Below are 25,540 nucleotides of genomic sequence, written 5' to 3'. Positions count from 1 at the left end.
GGAGGGCCGTGCCCGTTAGGCGACAAAGGAGCCTTACGGGCATCGACAGCAGAGCAACCCGCTCCCGCGCCGGCGGAGGGGTTTCCCTTCCCCCCAACAGGCAACAAATAGTGTTAACAGGCCCTAAGGACGCGGATATTTGGCGTAAATGGCCTCCACGGCTTCCACATCCCGCGCGGAGCCGATGAAGAGCGGCGTGCGGGCGTGGAGTTTGTCGGGCTGCCGGTCGAGGATGCGGCCGTAGCCGTCCGAGGCTTTGCCGCGCGCCTGTTCGGCCAGGAAGGCCAGCGGATTGGCTTCGCACATAAGGCGGAGCTTGCCGTTGGGTTTGGCCTTGTCCGGCGGGTACATGTAGATGCCGCCGTAGATGAGCGTGCGGTGGAAGTCCGCCACCAGCGAACCGACGTAGCGGGCGGAGTAGTTCTTGCCGTTGGATGCCGGCGCGGTATGGAACCATTCCACCGCTTCGCGCGTGGCCTCGTCCCAGTTCTGGCGGTTCCCTTCGTTGACGGAGTAGATATACCCCTGTTCGGGGATGGTCATGTCAGGATGCGAAAGCAGGAACTCGCCCACGCCGGGGTCGAGGGTGAAGCCGTGCACGCCCTGCCCGGTGCTCAGCACGAGCATGGTGGACGGGCCGTAGAGCACATAGCCTGCGGCGACCTGCTTCCAGCCGGGCTGGAGGACCTCTTCCAGCGTCACTTCACCGCTGTTGCCTTCAGGGCGACGCAGGATGGAGAAGATAGTGCCCACGTTGACGTTGACGTCGATGTTGGAGGATCCGTCCAGAGGGTCGAAGATCAGGATATAGTCCCCGCGCGGGAACTCGGGCCGCACGCGGATGAGGTCCGGCTCTTCCTCGCTGGACATGGCGCACAGCGCACCGCAACGCTCCATGCGGTACATCATGATGCGGTTGGCGATGTCGTCCAGCTTCTGGACGTTTTCGCCCTGCACGTTGATCTCCCCGGTGCCGCCGAGCACATCCAGCAGCCCCGCCTTGTTGATGCGGAAGGCGATGGACTTGCCCGAGAGGATGAGATCATACAGCAGCCCGGTGAACTGACCCGTGGCATGCGGCGACTTTTTTTGATGCAGGAGCAGGTGTTCGGTAACCGTGACTTCAGTATTCATGCTCATGTTTCCTCATCGTGCCGGATGCGTGCGGCATCAGTTGCGCGGTCCGAAGGGACTGGGCCGTCCCCCCGGCAGCGTTGCGGGCTTGGACGGTTCCTCGGATGCGGCGGGCTGCCCCTCTGTCGCCTTTTCCTGAACCTCAGCGGGCTTTTCCGCCGGGGCGGGCTTTTCCGCAGGCGCGGCCTTTTCGGCTCCACCGGCCTGTGCGGGCGCGGCGGCATCCTGCGTGCCTTCAGTCGGGGTTTCGGCGGGAGCGGCGGCGTCAGCCGTTTCATCAGCCGGACGGCTTGCCCGCGGCCCGAAGGGGCTGGGCATCTGGATGGTCGGACGCGGCTCCGGCTTGGGCGTATCCGGGATCTCCAGCGCTTCATCGGGGATCTGCAGGCGGCGGCGTTGCGGACGGCGCACCTGCACGTTCTCGCCCTCGAGCTGACGCTCCTGCACGCGGGACTTGCGCTGGGGCGCGGGCTGGCCGGGCTCGAGCACGGACTGCTCGCTGCCGGGCTGGATGTCGTGCGGCTGCTGCGTGGCCCGGATCTCGGCGTCCGCGGCGCTCAACGGATCGAGCGTATCCTCGGACACGCCGAACTGCGGCGTGGCGGACGTGGTGTCTTCGTCCTTCTTCTTGCGTTCGGGCTGCGGCGGAGGCGGCAGCTTTTCGGTGATCTGCGGGAAGAAAGGCGTCCCTTGATTGACGTCTCCGTTACCTTCGGGGAAGCTGCCGGACTCGACCACGGCAAAGATGAGCGGCAGGTTGCCGAGGTAGCGAACCTGGTAGTAGAAGCTGCCGCGATCGTTGGTGCAGGTGCCGCTGGTGCTCTTGCGGGCGGCGGTATCCCAATCCACGCCGGCCAGCGGCGTGGCGGCAAAGTCGTACTTGCCCGGCCAGAGCAGCGCCGTGGGCGAAAGGATGACAAGATCTTCGGGACTGCTGGAGAACTTGGAGAGCGCCCGCATGTCGAAGTGGGCCACCACCACGCCGAGGAAATCCACGCCGTCATAGAGCGGCGCGGCCAACATCACCTCGGGGCCCAGCGGGCTCTGCTGGACGTAGCCGCGCAGCGCACGGCTGTTCTGCTTTTTGTCCTCATAGAGCAGCGGGATGAAATCGAGGTTTTTCAGGCTGGGGCCGGGCTCATGCCCGAGCAGCGTGCCGTCATACTTGATGCCGGCAAAGCCGCTCACCCACGGGTAGTCGGCAAAGAGCTTGTCCAGCCATTCCCGCGTGGGAGCCCTGTCGGCGTTCATCATGGTCCGCTCGAAGCGGGAAAGCTCCACATCGATGCCCATCATGCAGGTGGACAGCGCCATGGCCCGCGGCGAAAGGTCGCCTTTTTCGCTGTAATCCACCTTGGCCGGCACGCTGATATACGAATACCAGAGATCCTTGGTGGTCTTCCAGGCGTTCTTGGTGGGCTGATAGGAACTGCAGGCGCACAGAGCCAGACTGCCTGCCAGCACCGTGCCGCACAGAAAGCTCGTTTTCTTCACGCGCGTCTCTCCCCTGAATCAGTTCTGCGCCCGGGCTTCGACGCGCTCGGCCAGCGCTTCGAGCACGTTGATGAGCTTTTCCTTGCCGGGCACGGCTTCAAGAGGCTGATCCGTAGCGGCCTCCAGCACGGGCTGGCCGGAGAGGCGGGCGCTCAGCGTGGCGATGCGCTGGCGCAGGTCGGCGCGCTCCTCGGAAGTGGCGGCCGCGTTTTCCAGCTCCTGATAGATGTCGAGAGCGCCCCGCAGATCGCCCTGCTCGGCCAGCACTTCGGCCATGGAACGCGTGCGCAGCGAAAAGCCCTCTTCGCTCTCTTCCGTGCTGCCGTCGGCCTGGGCGGCGGGGGCCACCACCACGCGCGGCGCGGCAGGCGTCAGGGCATCGGCGGACGCCACGGAAGACGTTTCCGCGAGCGCGTCGCCCTCTTCGGCGTCCGCTTCGTCCTCTTCGCCGGCAAAGCTGACCGGCATGTCCAGCTCGGCATCACGTGGCAGCGGCATGTCGGCGGGCAGCACATCGTCGTCGTTCTCCTCTTCCGCCGCGGGTTCGGCGGCGAAGGGATGCGCGACGGGCGCGGCCATATCCGCTTCGGGAGCGGCCGTTTCCGCTTCGGGGGCAAGGGCCTCAGCGGCGGGGGCGTCACCTGTCAGCGCTTCGTCGGCCGGAACTTCGGCGGCCGGAGCCTGCGTCGCGGTCTCGACCGGGGCCGAGGCGGCCAGCACCTTTTCCGCCACTTTGCCGGCGGCCGGCGTCAGTTCGCCGAGCACGGCATCCAGCCCCTTTTCCATGAGCGTGGTCACCGAAATGGGACCGTAGAGGAAATTGACCGCCATCAGGCGCAGGGCGGCCGACATTTCCGGCGACTCCCCGGCGGTGCGCAGGCACACGGCCCAGGCCTGCCAGAAATGCGCATAGGAGGAGAACAGGCGGCTCATCTCCCGCACATGGACGGTGCAGTCCTCCTGACGGCCGGCCTTGTACAGCAGCTCGATGAGGAAGAGGCGGGCCTCCATGTGTTCGGGATGGCGGCTCAGCCCGTGCTCCAGCGCGGCTACGGCCTCGTCGATCTCATTGCGCGAGGCATAGAGATGGGCCAGGGGCAGAAATACCTTGGAATTGGGTTCCAGTTCCAGAACTTCCTTGTACCATTCAATTTTTTCCGTCATCATCAGCCGTCCCGTTTGCGGCGTCCTTATCGGACGAGAAGAGATACAGCAACTCGTTTTCCCGGACATAGTGCAGACGCTCGCGGATCATTTTTTCCACGTACTGCTTGTCTGTCTGCAAAAGACGAATTTCCCGGCTCAGGGCGAGGTTTTCCCCGTCGATGCGAGCGATTTCCTGCTCCAGCGAAGCGTAAGTACGCTTGAGATCGCGATAGACCAGGATACCGCCTTCGCCCCAGACCATATGAAAAAACAAAACCAGATTGATGGCCCAGAGCGAGACGAGAATGGCGACCCGCGCGACCATCTACTGCAACACCCTGCGCCCGCCGGCTCCCATGCTGGGGCGCAATTCGGACAAAAAGACCGCCGTCGCCGTTTCCAGACGGCAGACGTCCGCCTCGACCAGCGCCATGCCGTCCACCTGCGCCAGAAAAGCCCGCAGAGCTTCCAGCTCACGGGCAAAGACCTGCTCAAGACCGCTGTCCTGCATTTGCGGCTCAAGCTCGAGGATCGTCTGTATGCAGTTCTTCAGCCGCAGCTGAAGTTTGCTTGCGCTGCTTTCCATAGAAGCCCACACAGTAATTGATACAGGAAAAGATGGCCATGAGCATGGCAAGATAGAGCAGCCATTCCCCCAGCCGCCACAGCTCATACCCCCAGTAGGGATAATGCAGGGTCAGGGGGATGATGGCGCATATCTGTAGCACCGTCTTGGCCTTGCCGAACTTGTCGGCCGCCAGCACTATGCCCTCGTCCATGGCGATGGCTCGCAGGCCGGTCACGATCAGTTCGCGGCATACCATGACGATGACCACCCAGGCCGGAACCCAGTGCAGATGGACGAACATGATGAGCACCGAACAGACGAGCACCTTGTCAGCCAGCGGATCAAGGAATTTCCCCATGCTCGTGACCATGTTCTGCCGGCGGGCGATATAGCCGTCCACCCAGTCCGTCAGCGAGGCGAAGCCGAAGGCGCAGGCGGCCAGAAAACAGAACACCGGCCCTTCAAAATACAAAAGGACAATAATCAGCGGCACCATCAGGATGCGCAGCAGCGTTATCTTGTTGGCCAGGTTCATGGGCAGTCGTCGGCTCCGAAAGGAATCATTCGGACTTAGCATATTTTCCGGCAAGATAAAAGCGGAAATACGCTGCTGTTCCCGGAGGGGCCGCAGCCCCTCCGGCGTGTACGCTATTCCGCGGGCGGGATGGCCGCCCTGCCGGCTTCCGCCGCCTCGGCGACGGCGTCGGCCACCTTCAGGAAGGCCTCCTTGGCGGCGCTCTCCTGATCCAGGAAGACCACCGGCACCCCCCTGTCCGCCGACACCACGGTGACGGGATCCAACGGGATCTCCCCAAGGAAGGGGACGCCGTAACGCGTGGCCAGCTCCTTGCCGCCGCCCTTCTTGAACAGGTCGATCTCCGTATGGCAGTGCGGGCAGACCAGACCGCTCATGTTCTCCACCACGCCGAGCAGCTTGCCTTCGGCATGGTGCAGGAAGTTGATGGCCTTGCGCACGTCGGCAAGGGAAATCTCCTGCGGGGTGGTCACGGCCACGCACAGCGCGTCGGGGATGAGCTTGAGCACGGTCATGTGCTCGTCGCCGGTGCCGGGCGGCGAGTCGATGAACAGAAAGTCAAGATCGCCCCAGGCCACATCGGAGAGGAACTGCCGGATGGCCGCCGTCTTCTTGGGGCCGCGCCAGAGGATGGCCGTATTGCGGTCCTGCAGGAGCGAGTCCATGGAAATGACGGAAAGATTGCCGTTGTAGCGGGAGGGCACGAGGGCATTGTCCTCGTTCATGTCGATGCCGGACGGCAGGCCCAGCAGATTGGGCACGCTGGGGCCGTGGATGTCCACGTCCATGATGCCCACCTTGAAGCCGCGATGGGCCAGCGCGGCCGCCACGTTGACGGTGACCGAGCTCTTGCCCACGCCGCCCTTGCCGCTCATGACGAAGATCTTGTGCCGGATGCGCTCCAGACGCCGGGCGATCGTTTCGTCCTGTTTGTTCATGGCGTTTTCGATGCAGCCCTCGCCCCCCGGATGCCCTGCCGAGGCGCAGGACGAGGCGGAGGAACAGGAAGAACAGGAAGCCATAGCCTTGCTCCTTGCTGAGGCGGATCTACCAGCCGTGATCGCCTACCAGATCCACGAAGGTGGCCGGGCCGAGATCCGTTTTTTCGATGATGGCCCCGCGGCGCTCCAGACGCAACAGACGCTGGTTGCGGGGTTTTGTCCCTACAGGAATAAGCAGGATGCCGCCGTCGTCAAGCTGTTGCAGCAGAGGCTGCGGGACGACCGGCCCGCCCGCCGTGACGATGATGCGGTCATACGGGGCGGCGTCCGGCAGGCCCAGCGTGCCGTCCCCGAACAGGCTGTGCACGTCGCGCAGCGCCAGGGACTGGAAAAGCCGGCGGGTATGCTGGTGCAGCTCGCGCACGCATTCGATGGTGATGACCATGCACCCCAGGGCCGCCAGCACCGCCGTCTGATAGCCGGAACCCGTCCCCACTTCCAGCACGCGGCAACCGGGAAAGGTCTCCAGCAGCATGGTCATCCGGGCCACGGTGGACGGCTGGGAAATGGTCTGCCCGTAGCCTATGGGCAGGGCCGTATCCTCATAGGCATGAGCGCGCAGCGCCTCCTGCACGAAGAGATGCCGGGGCACGGCGTTCATGGCCGCCAGCACCGCCGCATCCCGGATGCCGCACGCCTCCAGCTCGCGCACCATACGGGCGCGCTGGCGCTTGGGATCCACGCGCACAGGGCGCGACAAACCGGAAGATGGAGGACCTGAATACTGCATGACACCGACACAAAACAGATTTTTCCACGCAAGTCAACGTGCCCCGGCGGGCAGTCCCCGCCATGCCGGAGCACCTCGCGGCAGCAGCTCCATTCTTGAAAAATTCGGCGAAGTATGCAAGGCTGAAAATCTTGCAGACAAGGAGTCCATCATGCGCAAAAAAGGGTTTTTCTCCTCGATCCTGATGCTGCTGGTCATCGGGGCTCTGGGAGCCGCCGCCTACGTTTTCTTCAAGGATCTGGACGGGCCGGCCGTCACCGTCAGCCCGGAAACGGACCGCATATCCCCGTCGAGCGTCCTGACCATCACCATGAACGACCCTTCGGGCATCCGTTCACTCAGTGTGGGCATTCGCAAAAACAACGTGGTCAACACCATCTTCAGCAAGCACTTTGACCAGTACCTGCCCGAGCGCACGGTGGAAGTGCCCTTCAAGGATGCCGGTCTGCGCGAAGGCGCCTTCGAGCTGGAGATCAAGGCTACGGACGCCTCGCTGGCCGGTTTCGGGCAGGGGAATACCCGCACCGAACTGCGCTCCATGCGTCTGGATACCCAGCCGCCGCGCATCTCCGTGAAGACCCTGCCCCCCTACGTGCGGCGCGGGGGCTCCACGGTCATCAAGTACACCATCGACGAGGATGTCGTGGCCAGCGGCGTGCTGGTGTCGGGCTACTTCGTGCCCGGCTACCGCCAGAAGGACGGCAGCTACCTCTGCTATTTCCCCTTCCCCTACACCATGACCGCCGTGCAGTACAAGAACGCCGTCGAGATCACGGCCACCGACCTCGCGGGCAACACCACCCGCAACCGTCTGACCGTCATGGCCCTGGAACGCAAGTTCAAGAGCGACAGCATCAACATCAGTGACGATTTCCTCATGAGCGTGCAGAACAAGCTGGGGCACCTCGCGCCGCAGGCCTCCTCCCCGCTGAACTGCTATCTCACCATCAACAACAACGTGCGCGCCGCCAATGTGGAAGCCCTGCGCGAACTCAGCCGGGATACCGTGGCCGGGCAGCTCTGGGACGGCACCTTTGCCCGTCTGCCCCGCTCCGCGCCGCGCGCGGGCTTTGCCGACCACCGCTTCTTCAGCTATCAGGGCAAGCAGGTGGGCGAATCCTATCACCTGGGCTTTGATCTTGCCTCGGTGCGTAATGCCGACATCCCCGCGGCCAATAACGGACGCGTCATCTTCGTGGGCGACATGGGCATTTACGGCAACCTCATCGTCATCGACCACGGCATGGGCCTCATGTCCCTCTACTCGCATTGCAGCGAGATCAGCGTGAGCAAGGGGACCGTGGTCAAAAAGGGCGACATCATCGGCAAGACCGGCAGCACCGGCCTGGCCTTCGGCGATCACCTCCACTTCGGCATCCTGGTGGGCGGGGTGGAAGTCACGCCGCTGGAATGGCTGGATGCCAAATGGATACGCGACAACATCACGGGCCGGCTCAGCAGCGCGCAGTAACGGCCCGACGGCAGCACAAAGGGGGGGAGCCATCCAAATGGCTCCCCCCTTTTTTTACGGACTGACACGGACTGGCAAGAGGCTGCGGCCTACTTCTTCCACTTGCCCGGATGCAGCATATGCTCCGGCGCCAGCAGATCGTCGAGCTGTTCCCGGGTCATCAGACCGCGCTCCCGCACGATGTCAAAGAGGGAGCGCCCGCTCTCCAGCGCCTCGCGGGCGATGGAGGCCGAGGTCTCATAGCCCAGATAGGGATTGAGCGCCGTCACGATGCCGATGGAATGGTATACCATGTCCCGGCAACGTTCCCGGTTGGCCGTGATGCCGCGGATGCAATAGTCCACAAGGCTGCGGCAGCCCGCCCCCAGCCGCTTCATGCCGGAAAAGAGGGAATAGGCGATGACCGGTTCCATGACGTTGAGTTCGAGCTGTCCGGCCTCGGCCGCCAGCGTGATGGTCACGTCCTTACCGATGATGTCGAAGCAGATCTGGTTCATGACCTCGGGCATGACCGGATTGACCTTGCCGGGCATGATGGACGATCCCGGCTGGCGCGGCGGCAGGTTGATCTCGTTGAGGCCGCAGCGCGGGCCGGAGGACAGCAGGCGCAAGTCGTTGCAGATCTTGGAGATCTTGGTGGCGCAGCGTTTGAGCACCCCGGAAAGCTGCACATAGGCGCCGGTATCGAACGTCGCCTCCACCATATTGCCCGCCATCTCCACCGGCACGCCGGACACTTCGCGCAGCTTGCGCGTGACCAGAGCGGCATACCCCTCCGGGCTGTTGATGCCCGTTCCGATGGCCGTGGCCCCCAAATTGATCTCGGCAATGAGGTTGCGGGCCTCGCCCACGCGCACCATGTCCTCATGGATGGTCTCGGCATAGGCGGCGAACTCCATGCCCAGCGTCATGGGCACGGCATCCTGCAACTGCGTGCGGCCCATCTTGATGACGTCGCGGAACTCCTCCGCCTTGTCGGCCAGCGCCTGCCGCAGATAGTCCATATCGCCGATGAGCTGGGTCAGCTTGGCGTACAGCGCTATGCGTATGGCCGTGGGATAGGCGTCGTTGGTGGACTGCGAGCAGTTCACGTCATTGTTGGGGTGGCAGTACTGGTACTCGCCCTTCTTGTGCCCCATGATCTCCAGCGCCCGATTGGCGATGACCTCATTGGCGTTCATGTTGCACGACGTCCCCGCCCCGCCCTGGAAGACGTCCACCGGGAACTGATCGTCGAACTTGCCGGCCACCACCTCGTCACAGGCCTTGCAAATGGCGTCGCATTTCTCCTGCGAAAGGACGCCCAGCTCACAGTTGGCCAGCGCCGCCGCCTTCTTCACGCAGGCCAGCCCCTGGATGAACTTGCTGAGGATGGAGATGCTGATGCCGGAGATCTTGAAGTTCTCCACGGCCCGATACGTCTGGATGCCGTAATAGATGTCGGCGGGGATATCCAGCTCCCCGAGAAAATCGTGTTCCTTGCGTGTCTCGCTCATGCTCGGTCCTTATCGATGCGTGGCTGAAATGACGGGAAGGCGGCTGCCCCCCTGCCCGCAATCTACCCGCACCGCCGCCGCAAGGCAACGTGCCGCATGATGAAAGAGGCTCGTTTTTCTGTGGGAGGAAGGGGAGGCTCGGGCGCGTGGTGATGGGGTGGCATGCGGCAGTCGTTTTTCTGTGGGTGCACGGAGGGGCCCCCGCCTCGCGCGGGCGGGCCTCCCCTTCCCCCCACGCCCCCCAACCCCACCCCGGCGCGCTTTAATGGCGTTTTGCCTTTGAAAAAGGCAAACCGCCAAACCGTATGGTTGGAAACGCGAAGTGTTTCGAACGGAAAATGCTCTAATAAGACGCCGGGAACAGCTTGGGATCGACCGGCTTGAAGTGCTTTTGCAGAAATTCCTTGCCGGCATCGAAGGTCTTGCCGCTGATGGTGACCATGCTGACCTCCTCGCTATTGGAGGTAACGTACTGAACGCTCCTGAGTTCACCCTTGGCGAATTCCACCACACAGGACTCCCCGACCTGCTTCTCGGCGACATTGTCCATGCCGAGCTTCTTCCACCAGTTCACGGCCTTTGTCACCATGTCCTTGATGGGCACGGTGGCCGGCCCGATGGTGATGCTCACGCTGGTATTGTCCTTTATGTTGATGAAGGCAAAATGCCCACTTCTGGGCTTGACTTTGGAGGACATCCAGTCAGCGGGCAGGTCGGGCGTAAAGTAGTTGGTCTTCACTTCCTGAGCGCAGACAGCGACGGCCAGCAGCAGTATGGTCAACAGGCTGCTGCCGCAGACGGCAAGAAATTTTTTCATTCCCACACCGGTCCTGATGTTTCCTGTCCTTCCCCGTGGACAGGGCGTTATGCGGACTACGGATCCCGGCCAGAACTGGCGGCCGTTCCGGTCGAAATGCCGGGAAAAGTGCTGCGCAGCCTGCCCCTTACCGAAAAAGAGTCAATATTTTCTGATAGAAAGACTAAACGAGGCATTTTTCCCCCTGGCCCACGCAGGTATGGGGCGGCAGGGTGAAGGAGGCAGGCGGCGGGATGGCCCATGTGTCGCCCTCCTCTTTCCCTTCTCATGCCGTCGGGGGACCGGCGGGCTGGGGCGGGATTGCGTATCGCGTCTGCCTCCCACCCTCCTGAACAAAAGCGCGCTGGGGAGGGGTTGGGGGACTGGGGGGAAGGGGGAGCCTTGCGAACATCGACAGCAGCGAGCGACCGAAAGGCGGCCCGGCGGGTTGTGCCCGTTGCGACGAAGGAAGCTACGGGCATCGACAGCAGAGCGAGGGGCTCCCCTTCCCCCAAACAGGAAACGGATAGTGTTGACAGGCCCTAATAAGAAGCCGGGAACAGCTTGGCATCAGCCGGCTTGAGCTGCTTTTGCAGCAGTTCCTTGCCGGTGTCGAGGGTCTTGCCGATGATGCTGACTACGCTGGCCTGCTTGCCGTTGGAGGTGAAGTAGTGGACGCCATTGGCGCCGTTCTTGGTGAATTCCACCACATAGGACTCGCCGACCTGTTTCATTTCGGAGAACTTGAAGCCGGCGGCCTTCATGTTGTCCACGGTCTGCGTGGCGATGTCCTTGATGGGTGCGGTGGACGGCATGGCGGCGATGCTCACCGCGGTCCCGTCCTTTTTGCTCTGGACGACGGCCACGGTATTGCCGTTGGGCAGTTTCTGCACCTTGCCCGGCATTTTCCAGTCGGCCGGCAGGTCGAGGGTAAAGTAATCGGTCTTCACTTCCTGAGCGCACACGGCGACAGCCAACAGCAGCACGGTCAGCAGGCTGCTGCCGCAGACGGCAAGAAACTTTTTCATTTCCATACTCCTGGAATTTCCTGTCCTTCCCCGTAGACAGGGCGTTATGCGAACTGCCGGTCACGGGCCACACTGGCGGCCGTTCCGGTCGAAATGCCGGGGAAAGTGCTTGCGTAGCCTGCCCCTTACCGAAAAAAGAGTCAATATTTTCTCATGGAAGAGCGAAACGAGGCATTTTTCCCCCTGGCCCGTGAAGGTATGGGGGCGGCAGGGAGAAGGAGACTGGCGGCGGGACGGCCCATGTGTCGCACTCCTCTTCCCTTCCTCACGCCGTCGGGGGACCGGCGAACAGGGGCTGACTCGTGCGTCGGGTCTGCCCCCATCCTCCTGAACAAAAGCGCGCTGGGGAGGGGGTGGGGGGCTTGGGAGGAAGGGGACGACCGAAAGGCGGCCGCAGGCCGTGCCCGTTAGGCGACAAAGGAGCCTTACGGGCATCGACAGCAGAGCGCGACCGAAAGGCGGCCGCAGGCCGTGCCCGTTAGGCGACGCAGAAGCCTTACGGGCATCGACAGCAGAGCGAGGGGATCCCCTTCCCCCCCAGATGGACCGATACCCGTAACGCCGCAGGCGTCACGGGTATCGACGGAGAGCGTCTGCGGCTCTGTCTAAAGGATATACTGACTGAGGTCCTGGTCCTCGCGCACATCTTCCAGATGGTCGCGCACATAGTCGCGGTTGACCATGATCTGCGCGCCGCGCATGTCCGGCGCATCGAAGGATATCTCGGCCAGGATCTTTTCCATGATGGTGTAAAGGCGGCGGGCCCCGATGTTTTCAGTACGGCCGTTGATGGTCTCGGCAAAGGCGGCGATCTCTTCCAGCCCGTCGTCGGAAAAGCTCAGTTTGACCTGTTCGGTGCCGAGCAGGGCCTCATACTGCCGGGTGAGGGCGTTGTCCGGCTCCTTGAGGATGCGCAGGAATTCCTCCTTGCCCAGCGGCTGGAGTTCCACGCGCAGGGGGAAGCGGCCCTGGAGTTCGGGGATCATGTCCGAGGGTTTGCTGAAGTGAAAGGCCCCGGCGGCGATGAAGAGGATATGGTCCGTCCGCACCATGCCGTACTTGGTGTTGACGGAGCTCCCTTCCACAATGGGCAGCAGGTCGCGCTGCACGCCCTCGCGGGAAATGTCGGACGTGCGGTTGGCGCTGGTGCTGGCGATCTTGTCGATCTCGTCGATGAAGATGATGCCCATCTGCTCCACGCGCTCGCGGGCGCGGTCGGCCAGCGCTTCCTGATCCACCAGCTTGCCGGACTCTTCCTGCACGAGGACGTTGAAGGCCTCGCGCACCTTCATCTTGCGGCGGCGGTGCTTGGGCGGGAAGGCCTTGCCGAACATGTCCCGCACCTGGCTGCCCATCTGTTCCATGCCCGGGATGGCGAAGATGTCGATGCCCGCGCCGCCCTGCTCCACCACGTCCATCTCCACTTCCCGGTCATCCATGAAGCCGAGGCGGAACTGCTGGAGCAGCTTCTCACGCGTGGACTGCCGTTCCTCCACGCCGAAGGAACTGGGCAAGAGCAGATCCATGAGACGGGACTCGGCCGCGGCTTCGGCCGAGAGGCGCACGCGGGCGTTCTCCTCCTCACGGACGAGGTTGATGCCGATCTCCATGAGGTCGCGCACCATGGACTCCACGTCCCGGCCCACATAGCCCACTTCCGTGAACTTCGTGGCTTCCACCTTGATGAAAGGCGCGCCGCTCAGCTTGGCCAGACGGCGGGCGATCTCGGTCTTGCCCACGCCGGTGGGCCCCATCATGATAATGTTCTTGGGAGCGATCTCGTCCCGCAGCTCGGCGGGCAGGTGCTGCCGCCGCCAGCGGTTGCGCACGGCCACGGCCACCATGCGCTTGGCCTGTTCCTGTCCCACCACATATTTGTCCAGTTCCGCCACGATTTCCCGCGGAGTCAGTGCGCTCATGAGTTCTCCAGTACGTCGGATGCAAGGTTTTTGCCGTCCTGCACGGCGGCTCCCTGTCGGGTCGGACCGCGAATGACGGGTCAGGCCAGCATAGACGCTCCGGCGGCATCTTGCAATGACCGTGCGGGGCGGCATCCGGCGTCGGGCACAAAAAAAGGGGGCCGGAGCCCCCTTGATCGTTATGCCGTACCGGCCTGCTCTTCCGCCGTGGCGGACGTCGGACCGTTGGGGCGTACCTTCTGGAGGATGTAGACCACCACCATGAGTCCGATGCCGATGGCGTCGGTGATGAGACCGGGCGTGATGAGGGTGATGGCCCCGGCCAGCAGCAGCAGGCGCTCCCAGATGAAGAGGTTGCGCAGCCAGAAGCCCACGCTGGCAAAGGAAAGGGACACGATGCCCAGCACGGCCGTGGCCACATAGCCCGCCACCTGAACGCCCGTGGCGTCGATCATGAGCAGGCCGGGATTGTAGCAGAAGATGTACGGGATGAGGAAGCCCGCCAGCGCCAGCTTGACGGCCATGAAGCCCGTGACGTTGGGCTCGGCCCGGGCGATGCCCGCCGCGGCGTAGGCGGCCAGCGCCACGGGCGGCGTCAGGTCGGCGAGGATGCCGAAGTACATGATGAAGAGGTGCGCCGCCAGCGCGGGCACGCCGAAGTGCATGATGGCCGGGGCCGCGATGGTGGCCAGCACGATGTACTTGGCCGTGGTGGGCAGGCCCATGCCCAGCACGATGGAGGCCAGCATGGTCAGCACGAGGGTCAGGGCGAAGCTGTCGCCGGACACCACGAGGATGGCCTGAGCGAGCTTGAGGCCCAGACCGGTCAGGGTCACCACGCCGATGACGAAACCGGTGCAGGCGCAGGCCGCGGCCACGCCGAGGGCGAGGCGGCCGCCGTTCTCCATGGCCGTCAGCACGTCGCGCACGGTCATGGTGTTGGTCTCCGTAAGGGCGGCGCCCACGCTCTGCCCGGCATAGCGCGCGCCGGCCACGGCCTTCCAGTTATTGGCGAGCCAGGAGATGATGACCGTGGCCAGGATGCAGTAGTAAGCGGACTTGAGCGGCGTATAGCCCTCGACCAGCAGGTAGATGAGAACGAAGATGGGCACCAGCAGATAGCCGCCCTGCCGCAGCACGATCCAGACCTTGGGCAGACGTTCCTTGGGGATGCCCTTGAGGCCCATGCGCTTGGCCTCCATATGCACCATGAGGCCCACGGCCAGGTAGTAGAGCAGCGCCGGGATGAGGGCCGCCTTGGCGATCTCCACATAGCCGATGCCGAGGAACTGGGCCATGATGAAGGCCGCCGCCCCCATGATGGGCGGCATGATCTGGCCGCCGGTGGACGAGGCGGCTTCCACCGCGCCCGCGAAGGAACCGCGATAGCCCACGCTCTTCATGAGCGGGATGGTGAAGGTGCCGGTGGACACGGTATTGGCCACCGAGGAGCCGGAGATGGTGCCGAAAAAGCCGCTGGCCAGCACGGCCACCTTGGCCGGGCCGCCCACATAGCGTCCGGCGGCGGCCAGGGCGAGGTCGATGAAGAACTTGCCCAGGCCCGTGCTGTGCAAAAAGGCCCCGAAGAGGATGAAGAGGAAGACGAAGGAGGCGGACACGCCCAGCGGCGTGCCGAACAGGCCTTCGGTGGTCAGGTACATCTGGGAGACGATGCGCTGCACGCTGAAGCCGCGATGCCCCAGCATGCCGGGGATGAGGTTGCCGAACTTGGCGTAGAGCAGGAAGACCACCGCCACCAGGGTGATGGGCAGGCCCACGATGCGCCGCGTCGCCTCCAGCACCAGCACGATGGCCGCGCAGCCGAAATAGAAGTCCATATCCGTAGCCGGGCCGGCGTCCAGGACGATGATGTCGTAATTCCAGACGATGTAGCCGCAGACGGTCGCCCCCGCGATGGCCAGGATGACGTCGTACCAGGCCAGCTTGGTGATCTTGTCGGCCCGGGCCGGATAGAGCAGATACACCAGCGTCAGCACGAAGCCCAGATGCACGGCGCGCTGGATCTGCGGCGGGAAGGCCCCCATGGCCGCCGTGTAAAGGTGGAAGGCCGAAAAGGCGATGCAGAGCAGACGAATGAGGATATCCATCCAGCCCTTGAAGGTGCGGTAGACCGATTCCTTGTCGTACTTGGCCACGATCTCGGAAACGTCCATGGTCTCCTGACTGCGCGCCACGGCCACATGGTCCACATCCTCATGGCGTTCCTGTTCCAGGGCAAAGCCGCCGGACCCCTCCTTGTCAATGATCCGCATCCGTTCTTCATGACTCATCTGTTCACCTCAGCTCACTCGAAAAAACGTTCCGCGGCAATCCAAACCCCGCACGCGGCGGGGTAATGTATCAGGCTTGGGGATCGCCTTCAATATGAAAGGTCAGGGCCGACCCCGGCGGGGCCACCCTGTCCAGCGGCAGTTCATGCCAGCCGCCGCCCGCGGCGGGCAGCAGCAGGGTATGCCGGGCGATGCGCCCCACGCGCAGGTCGAAGCGCGGCAGGGCACGGTGGAAGCCGCTGATGACCACCATCCCGTTGCCCGTACTCATGCGCTGCCCGCCTTCCGGCATATGCGGCAGCCCGGCCCCGAAATCCTGATATTCGGTCTTTTCCAGATACAGGCAGCCGTCGCTGACGGCGAACCAGTCCGTCACCGGCGTCCGCGCCACGGAATGGATATAGCGGATGCCGAAAACGTTGCCGTTGCCGAACGGCAGCAGGATGCGCGTCCTCCCGGCGGCATCCGTCACGCGCAGCCGCAGGACGGAGGGCTGCCCCTCCGTCTCCGCGGCCGCGCAAAAGGACGCGGCGGTCAGGATGCACAGCGCCAGTGCCGCAAGCAGAAAACCGTTCCGTCCGCGCAACATGGGTCAGTCTCCCGTCCGGCCTACTGGGGCAGCTTCACGCCCTTTTCGGCGAAGTACTTGGCCGCGCCGGGATGGAAGGGGATGGTGATGCCTTCGGCGGCACGCTCCACGCTGATCTCCGAACCCTTGTTGTGGGCCTTGGACACATCGCCGAGGTTGTCATAGAGCGCCTTGGTCATGGCGTACACGTCCTCTTCGGACATGTTCTTGTTGACCACGAGGATGCACTGCACGGACAGGGTGGGCACGGGCTTGTCCTGCCCCTTGTAGGTGCCGGCGGGGATGGCGTCCTTCACAAGGAAGGGGAAGGTGTTCACAAGCTCGTCCACCTTCTTGCCTTCCAGCGGCACGAAGGCGACTTCCTGCGCGGTGGTGATGTCCTGAATGGCGGGGTTGGGCGTGCCGATGGTGAACACGAAACCGTCGAGCTGGCGGTCCTTGAACTGGTCGGCGGTCTCGCCGTAGGGCAGGAAGATGGGCTCGATGTTCTTGTAGTCCAGCCCGAAGTACTTGAAGATCTGGCGGCAGTTCACTTCATTGCCGCTGCCGCGCGCGCCCACGGACACCTTCTTGCCCTTGAAGTCTTCCAGCGTCTTGACGTTGCTGTCCTTGCTGGCGACCACATGCAGGTATTCGGGATAGAGACGGCCGATGGCCACCACGTCGGTCATCTTGTTGTCGGGACGGAAGGGCTCGGTGCCCTTGAAGGCCGCATCGGCCACGTCGTTCTGCACAAGAGCGAAGTCCACTTCGTGGGCCTGCACGAGGCGCATGTTCTCGCCGGAAGCGCCCGTGGCCTGCGCGGTGACGGAGAACTTGCCGTCACTGTTGGTGCTGATGACCTGGGCGATGGCCCCGCCCAGGGGGAAATACACGCCGGACGTGCCCCCTGTGGCAAGCGTCAGATGCTTGGGACCGGCAAAGGCAAGCGAGGCCGACAGCAGAAGGCCGCAGGCCAGAAAAAGACTCATCACGCGTTTCATGGGCACAACCTCCAGAACGTGCGCAAAATGACGAAAGGGCGTACCGTCCGGCACGCCGCCGTAAAGATTATCATACCTCATAAAAAGAGGAAGCGCAACGCATGTTCGCCGCCTCCCTCTGGGGGAAGCGGCCTGCGCCGCGGCCCGCCCGTCTTGCCTAGCCCTGTGCGAACGTGTATGCTGCAAGCGTTGGGAAATCCGCGGGAAACCGCTGCAAGCAAACGCCGGGAGGGAGCATGCCGCGTCGTCCATTCACCCTGTGCCTGTGTGTCGTCCTTTTGTCCGCCATGACGCTCACGGGCTGCAAAAGCCAGTACGGAGAGCAGAAAACCACCGTCAACTACTATCCGCAGTGCTACACTCCCGTCGCGGAGCTGCGCAAGGATGAGAACAGCGTCGGCACCAGCACCGCCGCCGGGGCCGCCGGAGGCGCCCTGCTCGGCGCGCTCATCGGCGGCCTGAGCACCGGCAAGGTGGAAGGCGCGCTGGCCGGGGCCGTGGCGGGCGGGGCCGTGGGGGCAGTGGGCGGCCATGCCTACGGCAAGTCGCAGGCCAAAAAGCGCGACGCCCAGTACTTGCAGGCCTATGCCGAACAGCTCGGCAGCGAGGCCAGGACCATGGACAGAGCCACCGCCGCCGCCACCGTGGCCATGAAGTGCTACGACAAGGAATTCAAGACCGCCATCGCCCAGTACAAGGCCGGCAGCATCACCCGCATCGAACTGGACGAACGCTACAAGGAGATCCGCTCGGGTCTGGAAGAGACCGCCTTCATCCTCAAGTCCACGGCGACGACCATGGCCGAGCGCGATGCCGAATACCAGAAGGCGCTGGCCGAAGACTACACCAACGCCCAGCCCAAGCGCCGTCAGTCCACGCCCGTGCGCCAGCAGGCCTCCGCGTGGAAGGAATCCCGCGACAATCTCGTCCGCACCCAGGCCGAGCTGGAAAGCCGGCTTGTCGCTTACGAGAACGGCTATAACAGCGCCACGCTCTAATGCGCCGTCGGGCGCTCTCCCCTTGCGGGACGAGCGCCCTTCCCCTTTGCCGCAGACATGCCCATGAACAACCTCATCGCCACATCCCGCCGCGGACAAATGCGCGCGCTGGCCGTGCAGGGCATTTTCGCCACGGACTGCCACGCGCAGCTGCGCGGCCTCATCCTGCGCCACCTCAGCCCCGCCCATGCGGCCCTGCTGGCCGAACCCCAGCATGACGCCCAGAAACAGGGCATCGACTGGTACGCCGACCTGCCCGGCAGGCCCGTGCGCTGCGCCGACCTGCCGGAAAACGAAGCGCAGGCCCTGCGGGCGCGGGCCGCCACGCTTGCCCGGGACATCAGCGAGACCGCCCGGCGGCTGCGCGAGACCAGCGGACATGAGCATGGCCTTTCCGGCGCGCTGCTGGCCCTCGTGCCTCTGCACGCCACGGAGGACGACCTCTGGTCGGTGGACGGACAGCCGGTGCTGATCAACTGGGGGTTCGCGCCGGGCGGCCCCGGGGCCGAGGCGCAGGACCTCACGCGGCTCGGTTCGGCTCCCGCGCCTGCGCCGACGCCGGCGGTCGCGGCGGCCGCGCCTGTGGTCCCGCCCGTGGGCGGCGGTCGCGGCTGTCTCTGGTGGCTGCTGCCCCTGCTGCTCTTGCTGCTCCTGCTCTGGCTGCTGCCGGCCGCCCTGGGCCTGCTGCCCTCGCCGTTGCCCGGCGGCTGCGTGCCCGCTCCGGACACGGCGGCGCTGGACAAGGAAAAAGCCCGCACGGCCCCGCTGGAAAACGAATTGCAGGAACTGCTGCGCCAACTGCGCGAACGGGCGGATCAATGCCGTCCGCCGGTGAGCCCGCCGCCTGCCGTCAAACCGGAAACGCCCCGGCCCGAGCCGGAAATCGTCGAGCCCTTCCTCGGCGAGACGCCGAAGGAAGAGCCCAGGCCGGAGCCGAAGCCCGCGCCCAAGCCCGACCCCAAACCGGAGCCGAAGCCCGAGCCCAAACCTGAACCCAAGCCGGAACAGCCCAAGCCCAAACCGCGCAAGGGCGAGGACATGACCATCCCCGACGATGCGGCCAAAAAGCAGGATCTCAGCTTCCTGGAAGGCTGCTGGGTCAGCGAGACGGGCCTGTATTCCCACCCCTCCAACCTGCCGCTGGTGGCGGAATACTGCTTCGACAAGAACGGCCGCGGACGGCGCTTTGCCCGCGAAAAGGGCGGGCGGGTGTGCAGCGGCCCGGCGCAGGCGCGTTTCCGTAACGGCAAACTGTATTTTGAGGCCGATTACGCCGCCTGCCCGCGCGGCAGCCGCTTTGTGCCGCAGCAGGTGGAATGCACCGGTTCGGACAATCGCACCCACTGCCGCGGCAAGGAGCTCAAGGAAGGCCACGGCACCACCTGGGATGCCCGTTTCAAAAGAAAGTAATGCGCAACGGCCCGGCAGGGCCGCCCTTCGGGGAACCTGCCGGGCCGCCTCTGCGTCCATGCTGCCATGCAGCCGGAGAAACAGATGAGCCAGACCACGCCCCCCGCCGACGAGAAGCCCGAAGGCGCTCCCGTCTCGCAGGATGCCGCGACGCCCCCGCAGGCCAGCGAGGCCGGCGACGCTCAGCGGACGGCCGGATCCGCCGTGACGCCCGCCCTGCCCTTTTACCGCCGCCCGCTTTTCTGGAGCCTCCTTTTCCTTGTCCTTCTGCTGGCGCTGCTCGGCTGGCACTTCTACCGCCAGTGGCAGATCGCCAGGGATCTGGAAGCCCGGCAGCAGGCCGAGCTGGCCGCCGTGCGGGAACGCAACAACGCGCTGGAGGCCTACCTGAAGATGCTGCGGGATCTGCTCGCGCAGGATCCCTGCGTCATCAAGGAAAAACTGCCCACCCTGCCGCCGCCCCCGGCGGGCGTTCCCGGCATGCCGCTCATGCTGCCCAACGACCCCGCTGAACCGGCCACCTCCGGCGACGGCGGCGGGCAGACGCCGCGCGCCCCCCTGCCCCCCTCCCAGCCTCCCCGGCAGGAAGTGACGCCCGCCACCAAGGCGGACACCATGCCCCACCTGCTGGAACAGGGAACCGTGCTCGTCCTCGCGCAGCAGTCACGTGGGCTTTCCATGGGCTCGGGCTTCTTCATCTCGCAGCGGCATATCGTCACCAACGGCCATGTGGTGGGCGACGCCGCACAGGCCCTCATCACCAACAAGGCCACCGGCAAGGTGCTGGCGGCCCGCATCCTGCACCGCATCGAGGAAGGCGGCCATGACGTCGCCGTCCTGGAACTGGAGGCGGCCGCGCCCATCACGCCGCTGCGCTTTTGCTTCAGCGTGCAGCGCACCGAACGGGTGAGCGCCTGGGGCTTCCCCGGCGCGGTCACCGGCGATGATCCCAAGTTCAAGGCCCTGCTGGAAGGCAATGCCGCGTCCGTGCCGGAAGTGGTCTATTCCGACGGTTCGGTCAACGTGGTGCAGGAGCGCGACCCCGCCATCATCGTGCATTCGGCCACGGTGTCGCAGGGCAACAGCGGCGGCCCGCTGGTCAACCAGGCCGGACAGGTCGTGGGCATCAACACCTTCATCAAGCTGGACGGCGAATCCTACCGGCAGTCCAGCATCGCCGTGGTCAGCAGTGCGGTGGCCCGCCTCCTCCAGCAATGGAAGATCCCCTATCTTGAGGCCAAACCCGCCGCGGAGACCGCGCCTCAGCCGTCCGGCGACGGCGGAAAGGCTGACGCGAAGGCAGGAAAGAAGGCGGAGAGCACGCCCTCCCCGGCAGCGTCCGCCGCACCCAAGGAGAGCTCTGCCGCTTCGACGGGAGGCTAAGGCATGGCCCTGGCCCAGACCTACCTTGCCCGCAGCTTGCGCGGCGACATGCAGGCGCTGGCGGTACGCGGCATCTTCGCCACGGACTGCCACCAGCAGTTGCACAGCATCATCAGCCGCGCCCTGGGGCCGCGCTGCGCCGCCCTGCTGGCCGAACCCCAGCATGACGCCAACCAGCGGCATATCGACTGGTACAGCGAACGCGAAGGCAGGCCGCTGCCCGTCAGCGCCCTTCCGCCGGAAGAGGCGCAGGCCGTGCGGGAAAAGGCCTTCCGCTACGCCGCCGCCATTGCCGGGCTCGCCGGACAGCACGGCGGCCCTGAGGCCACGGCCGGCATCGCCGGCGAGATGCTGCCCCTTGTGGTGCTGCATGCGGGAGAGGACGACCTCTGGTCCGTGGACGGCGAGCCCGTCCTCATCAACTGGGGCTTTGCGCCGGGTCGCGAGGGCGCGCAGGCGCAGGATCTTTCCCGCCCCGGCCGCCTGACGGCCAGCGCTCCCCTCCCTTCCGCTTCCGCCGCGGCTCCCGTCGCTGCCGCGGCCGGCATGCCGGGCGGCCCCGGCTGTCTCCTCTGGCTCTTGCCCCTGCTGCTGCTTCTCCTCCTGCTCTGGCTCGGGCTCGCCGCGCTCGGCCTGCTGCCCTCGCCCCTGCCCTCCGGCTGCATCCCGCAGCCGGATGCCGGCCTGCTGGAACAGGAAAAGCAGCGCGGCACGCTCCAGGAGGCGGAGCTCGATTCGCTCTACCGGCAACTGCTGGATCGTGCCTCCTTCTGCGATCCGCCCAGCCCCAAGCCTGCCCCGGCCACTGTGGAGCCGTTTTTCGGCGAGACCCCTCACGAGGAGCCCGCGCCCAAGCCGGCCCCCAAACCGGAACCGAAACCGCAGCCCAAGCCGGAACCGAAGCCCAAGCCCGCGCCGCGCAAGGGCGACGGCATGGAGATCCCCAAGGATGCCGCCCGCCAGAAGGATCTGAGCTTTCTGGAAGGCTGCTGGGCCAGCGATACAGGCCTGACCGCCGTCCCTTCCGGAAAGCCGGTCATCGTGGAATACTGCTTCGACAAGCACGGCAACGGCAAGCGCTACGAACATGTGGAAGGTCAGGAAAGCTGCGTGGGGCCGGGCAGGGCCCGCTTCCAGGGCAACCGCCTGCACATGGAATCTCCCTATGCCGAGTGCCCGAACGGCACCCGCTTCGTCCCCCACAGCATCGACTGCACCGGTTCCGGCCGTTCCACCCTCTGCAAGGGACGGGAACATGACCGCGACGATACCCGCTGGACGGCCCGTTTCCGAAAACAGTAAAGGATATGCCCATGCCCATGGAAAATCTGCCGCACTACCTTTCTCCGGTCAGCATCATCCCCGGCGGCTGCCCGCAGTTCCTGGATCTGAGCGTGCCCGTGGAGGCCCTCAGGAAGCTGCGCCGCCATTTTCGGGAAGAGAAGAGACCCGACGGCGACGGGGCTGGCCGCTACCGGCATTATCTGCGCTGCCTGGCGGAAAGCGACGGCGGCTTCATCGATCAGCTCACCGCCCAGCCCTGCGAACCGGATTACGATATCAATGCCGAACGCTGCCTCGAGATATGGGAAGGCCGCTGGCTGCCCGTCCCCTTCCTGCGCACCCTCGATCAGCTCTGGCCCGACGGCAGCCGCCGCTTCGAATACGGCCCGTCCAACTGGTCGCGCGCCTACGTCACCCGTGACGGCGGCCGCCCCGATCAGGTGCGCGTGGTCATCGCCTTCGACACGCAGGTGGAGGAACGCCCGGCCGAGGGCGACCGCTACTTTGCCCTCTCCCCGCAGGATGTGGCCGCGCACGGGCATTTTCTGCTGGCCCACCATGTGCGGGACAATTCCTGGTTCCTCAATGAGGCCTGGATAGACGAATGGCTGTCCGGCATCTACGGCGACTACCGCCAGAGCAAGTACCGGGGCCACGGCTCGTGGCGCGAGGACTCCCCCTATGTGCTGGAGCACCTTGCCAGCTACCTCACCTGGCTGGAAGTGGTGCGCCTTGCGCTGGCCGATCTGGCCGTGCAGGTCATCAACCCCGACCGCGACACGCCGGTGGACGTGGACTTCATCCTCGACATCGGCAATTCCCGCACCACGGGCATATTGGTGGAGACCCTGCCCCAGCGCCCCACCAACCTCAACGACAGCTACCTGCTGGAGCTGCGCGACCTCGACCAGCCCCAGAACGTCTATGCCGAACCCTTCGAGACCCGCGTGGAATTCGTGGACGCCCTTTTCGGCAACGACGCCCTGAGCCGCCGCTCAGGACGGCAGACGCCGGCCTTTGCCTGGCCGTCGGCCGTACGCATCGGGCCGGAGGCGGCCCGTCTGGCCACGCAGGCCGTCTGCGCCGAGGGCAGCACCGGCATGTCCAGCCCCAAGCGCTACCTCTGGGACGAACGCCCGTGGCAACAGACCTGGCGCTTCAATACCGGCGGCAAGAGCGAGCCTATGGTCAGTCGCGGCCTCTTCGCCCGCCAGCTCAACCCGCAGGGAACGCCGCTGGCCTGCTTCGACGATCCGCTCTTCAAGCGCAGCGCGGCCCTCAAGAAGCAGCAGCCGGAACCCATTTTCGAGTCCCTCTTCACGCGATCCTCGCTCATGATGTTCATGATGGGCGAGATCATCACCCAGGCCCTCATCACCATCAACTCCCCGGCCATCCGTTCCCGGCGCGAGCTGCCCAATGTGCCGCGCCGTCTGCGGCGGCTCATCTTCACCGTGCCCACCGCCATGCCCGTGGCCGAAAAGCGCATCTTCCGGCGCTGGGTGCTCTGGGCCGTGCGCGTCATCTGGGAAGGGCTCGGCTGGTCGGCGTGGTTCACGCCCGGCAATCTCAAGAACGCCCCCGCCACCAATGATTACCGCCGCAGCCCGCAAGTGCGCTGCGACTGGGACGAAGCCAGCTGCTCGCAGCTCGTCTACCTCTACAACGAACTGGCCGTGAAGCAGCACGGCGACGCCCATCACCTCTTCCGCCTGCTGGGCAGACCCCGCGCCGTCTGCGGCGACCGCCCCTGCGTGCGTGTGGCCTCCATCGACATCGGCGGCGGCACCACGGACCTCTCCATCACCACCTACGAACTGGCCAGCAGCGAAGGCGAGACCGCCCGCATCGTCCCCCACACCGCTTTCCGCGACGGCTTCAATGTGGCCGGGGACGAGGTGCTGCGCGAAGTGGTGGCCAACCACGTCATCCCGGCGGTCAAGGACGCGCTGACAGCGCGCGGGCTCAGCGAACCGGCGGCCCTGCTGGCCCAGCTCTTCGGCCGCGACGCCATCGGCATCTCTCAGGAGGACCGCAATACCCGCATGCGCCTCGTGCGGCAGATCGCCGTGCCCGTGGCCCTGGGCCTGCTGGCCACCTGCGAGTCCACGGAAGAAGGCGGCACGGTGCGGACCTGCACGCTGCGCGACTTTTTCCACACCGCCGCCCCCGCCGGAGAGGAAAACGAACAGCCGGCAGGCTTCGTGCCCGCACGGCGCGCTCCCTGCCCGCAACCGGCCATCCTGGAGGCCGTCGCCCGCATGGTGCGGCGGCACGCGCCCCAGATCGAGCATTTCAACATGCTGGACGTGCCCATCACCATCAATCCCGCCGCCGTGGACAATACCATCCGCGCCACGCTCGGGCCGACCCTTTCGGCGCTCTGCGAGCTGGTGCATCTGTATGACTGCGACGTGCTCCTGCTCACCGGACGCCCCAGCGCCTGGAACGGCGTGGTGGCGCAGGTGCTCTCCAAGCTGCCCGTGCCGCCGGACCGCATCCTGCCCATGCGGCAGTACCATGTGGGCAACTGGTATCCCTTCGCCGACGTGCTCGGCCGCATCACCGACCCCAAGACCACCGTGGTCGTCGGGGCCATCCTCTGCGCGCTGGCCGAAGGGCATCTGGAAGGCTTCTCCTTCGACTCCGGCGCGCTCCGCCTCACCTCCACCGCCCGCTACATCGGCGAGCTGGACATCAACAGCAAGCTCTCCACGCCCAAGGTCTGGTTCACCGTGGACGTGAACAGCAAGGAAGAGACGGAGCTCAGCCACGCGGTCTCCTTCAACGGCCCCCTCACCATCGGTTACCGCCAGCTTGCCGTGGAACGCTGGCCCACCACCCGTTACCATCTGCTGACCTTCGCCACCGAGGCCGCCCGGGCCGCCGCCGCGGGCAAGCTGCCCTACACCGTGGAGCTGCGCCTCTCCGTGGAAGGCCAGTGGGACGACGACCCGCGCCCCGAAGACCGCGACCGCCGCACCGAAGGGGAATTCACCATCGACAGCGTCACCAACGCCCGCGGCGACAGCGTCAACGTGCGGGATCTGGAAGTGCGCCTGCAGACCCTGCAGCTCGACGAAGGCTACTGGCTCGATACCGGTACCGTCACGACGTAAGCGGTCGTTTGTTTGGGGGGAAGGGGAACCCCTCGCCCAAGGGCTGTTGACACTATTCGTTACCTGTTTGGGGGGAAGGGGAACCCCTCGCTCTGCTGTCGATGCCCGTAAGGCTCCTTTGTCGCCTAACGGGCACGGCCTGCGGCCGCCTTTCGGTCGCGCTCT

At 65.1% G+C, this 25,540-nt stretch carries 21 protein-coding genes; 6 read left to right on the top strand and 15 right to left on the bottom strand.

Annotated features, from left to right (window positions below; all coding sequences use genetic code 11):
* Window positions 1-123: 123 nt before the first annotated feature.
* The 8 genes from fbp to Q0K12_RS09440 form a co-directional block, all read right to left on the bottom strand.
* Window positions 124-1,134, bottom strand: coding sequence for a class 1 fructose-bisphosphatase (gene fbp / locus Q0K12_RS09475; protein WP_297262338.1), 1,011 nt, complete (start codon window positions 1,132-1,134; stop codon window positions 124-126).
* A 36-nt stretch (window positions 1,135-1,170) separates the two neighbouring features.
* Window positions 1,171-2,628 (bottom strand): hypothetical protein, encoded by a 1,458-nt coding sequence (locus Q0K12_RS09470; protein ID WP_297262336.1) that lies wholly within the window; start codon window positions 2,626-2,628, stop codon window positions 1,171-1,173.
* A gap of 18 nt (window positions 2,629-2,646) precedes the next feature.
* Window positions 2,647-3,795, bottom strand: a complete 1,149-nt coding sequence (locus Q0K12_RS09465) for a hypothetical protein (RefSeq protein WP_297262333.1) — start codon at window positions 3,793-3,795, stop codon at window positions 2,647-2,649.
* Window positions 3,776-4,099, bottom strand: a complete 324-nt coding sequence (locus Q0K12_RS09460) for a septum formation initiator family protein (protein WP_297262330.1) — start codon at window positions 4,097-4,099, stop codon at window positions 3,776-3,778. The genes Q0K12_RS09465 and Q0K12_RS09460 overlap by 20 nt, the downstream gene beginning before the upstream one ends.
* Window positions 4,100-4,285 carry a hypothetical protein gene (locus Q0K12_RS09455; protein WP_297229183.1) on the bottom strand — a complete coding sequence of 62 codons (186 nt, stop codon included), beginning with the start codon at window positions 4,283-4,285 and terminating at the stop codon, window positions 4,100-4,102.
* A gap of 7 nt (window positions 4,286-4,292) precedes the next feature.
* Window positions 4,293-4,877, bottom strand: coding sequence for a CDP-diacylglycerol--glycerol-3-phosphate 3-phosphatidyltransferase (gene pgsA / locus Q0K12_RS09450; RefSeq protein ID WP_297262328.1), 585 nt, complete (start codon window positions 4,875-4,877; stop codon window positions 4,293-4,295).
* Between the two features lie 113 nt (window positions 4,878-4,990).
* Entirely contained in the window at window positions 4,991-5,899 is a 909-nt protein-coding gene (locus Q0K12_RS09445; protein ID WP_297262325.1) for an Mrp/NBP35 family ATP-binding protein, read from the bottom strand.
* Window positions 5,900-5,924: 25 nt separating this feature from the next.
* The gene (locus Q0K12_RS09440; RefSeq protein WP_297262323.1) at window positions 5,925-6,608 is read right to left on the bottom strand and encodes a protein-L-isoaspartate(D-aspartate) O-methyltransferase; all 684 of its coding nucleotides are present in this window, start codon (window positions 6,606-6,608) and stop codon (window positions 5,925-5,927) included.
* A gap of 151 nt (window positions 6,609-6,759) precedes the next feature.
* Between Q0K12_RS09440 and Q0K12_RS09435 the strand changes: the two genes are divergently transcribed.
* Entirely contained in the window at window positions 6,760-8,079 is a 1,320-nt protein-coding gene (locus tag Q0K12_RS09435; protein WP_297262322.1) for a M23 family metallopeptidase, read from the top strand.
* Between the two features lie 89 nt (window positions 8,080-8,168).
* Here the strand turns inward: Q0K12_RS09435 and aspA are convergent, their stop codons facing one another.
* The 7 genes from aspA to Q0K12_RS09400 form a co-directional block, all read right to left on the bottom strand.
* Window positions 8,169-9,575, bottom strand: coding sequence for an aspartate ammonia-lyase (gene aspA / locus Q0K12_RS09430; protein WP_297262320.1), 1,407 nt, complete (start codon window positions 9,573-9,575; stop codon window positions 8,169-8,171).
* Window positions 9,576-9,918: 343 nt separating this feature from the next.
* Entirely contained in the window at window positions 9,919-10,392 is a 474-nt protein-coding gene (locus tag Q0K12_RS09425; RefSeq protein WP_297262318.1) for a hypothetical protein, read from the bottom strand.
* 521 nt (window positions 10,393-10,913) lie between these two features.
* Entirely contained in the window at window positions 10,914-11,399 is a 486-nt protein-coding gene (locus Q0K12_RS09420) for a hypothetical protein (RefSeq protein WP_297262317.1), read from the bottom strand.
* A 605-nt stretch (window positions 11,400-12,004) separates the two neighbouring features.
* Window positions 12,005-13,318, bottom strand: coding sequence for an ATP-dependent protease ATPase subunit HslU (gene hslU / locus Q0K12_RS09415; RefSeq protein WP_297262315.1), 1,314 nt, complete (start codon window positions 13,316-13,318; stop codon window positions 12,005-12,007).
* Between the two features lie 179 nt (window positions 13,319-13,497).
* The gene (locus Q0K12_RS09410; protein WP_297262313.1) at window positions 13,498-15,609 is read right to left on the bottom strand and encodes a TRAP transporter permease; all 2,112 of its coding nucleotides are present in this window, start codon (window positions 15,607-15,609) and stop codon (window positions 13,498-13,500) included.
* A 70-nt stretch (window positions 15,610-15,679) separates the two neighbouring features.
* A complete protein-coding gene (locus tag Q0K12_RS09405) occupies window positions 15,680-16,198 on the bottom strand; it encodes a DUF1850 domain-containing protein (RefSeq protein WP_297262311.1) in 519 nt (172 codons plus the stop codon).
* Between the two features lie 20 nt (window positions 16,199-16,218).
* Entirely contained in the window at window positions 16,219-17,181 is a 963-nt protein-coding gene (locus tag Q0K12_RS09400; protein WP_297262309.1) for a TAXI family TRAP transporter solute-binding subunit, read from the bottom strand.
* 236 nt (window positions 17,182-17,417) lie between these two features.
* On the opposite strand from Q0K12_RS09400, the gene Q0K12_RS09395 reads away from it, so the two are divergent.
* From Q0K12_RS09395 to Q0K12_RS09375, 5 genes are all read left to right on the top strand, one after another.
* Window positions 17,418-18,179 (top strand): glycine zipper domain-containing protein, encoded by a 762-nt coding sequence (locus tag Q0K12_RS09395; protein ID WP_297262307.1) that lies wholly within the window; start codon window positions 17,418-17,420, stop codon window positions 18,177-18,179.
* A 63-nt stretch (window positions 18,180-18,242) separates the two neighbouring features.
* Complete coding sequence (locus Q0K12_RS09390; RefSeq protein WP_297262305.1) at window positions 18,243-19,589, top strand: SrfA family protein; 1,347 nt, start codon at window positions 18,243-18,245, stop codon at window positions 19,587-19,589.
* An 84-nt stretch (window positions 19,590-19,673) separates the two neighbouring features.
* Complete coding sequence (locus Q0K12_RS09385; RefSeq protein WP_297262303.1) at window positions 19,674-20,972, top strand: serine protease; 1,299 nt, start codon at window positions 19,674-19,676, stop codon at window positions 20,970-20,972.
* A gap of 3 nt (window positions 20,973-20,975) precedes the next feature.
* Window positions 20,976-22,274 (top strand): hypothetical protein, encoded by a 1,299-nt coding sequence (locus Q0K12_RS09380; RefSeq protein WP_297262301.1) that lies wholly within the window; start codon window positions 20,976-20,978, stop codon window positions 22,272-22,274.
* An 11-nt stretch (window positions 22,275-22,285) separates the two neighbouring features.
* Window positions 22,286-25,375, top strand: a complete 3,090-nt coding sequence (locus tag Q0K12_RS09375) for a virulence factor SrfB (protein WP_297262299.1) — start codon at window positions 22,286-22,288, stop codon at window positions 25,373-25,375.
* The last annotated feature ends 165 nt before the right edge of the window (window positions 25,376-25,540 follow it).

This window comes from uncultured Desulfovibrio sp., from assembly GCF_944324525.1.
Lineage (GTDB): Bacteria > Desulfobacterota > Desulfovibrionia > Desulfovibrionales > Desulfovibrionaceae > Desulfovibrio.
This window is presented reverse-complemented; position numbering and strand designations above follow the sequence as displayed.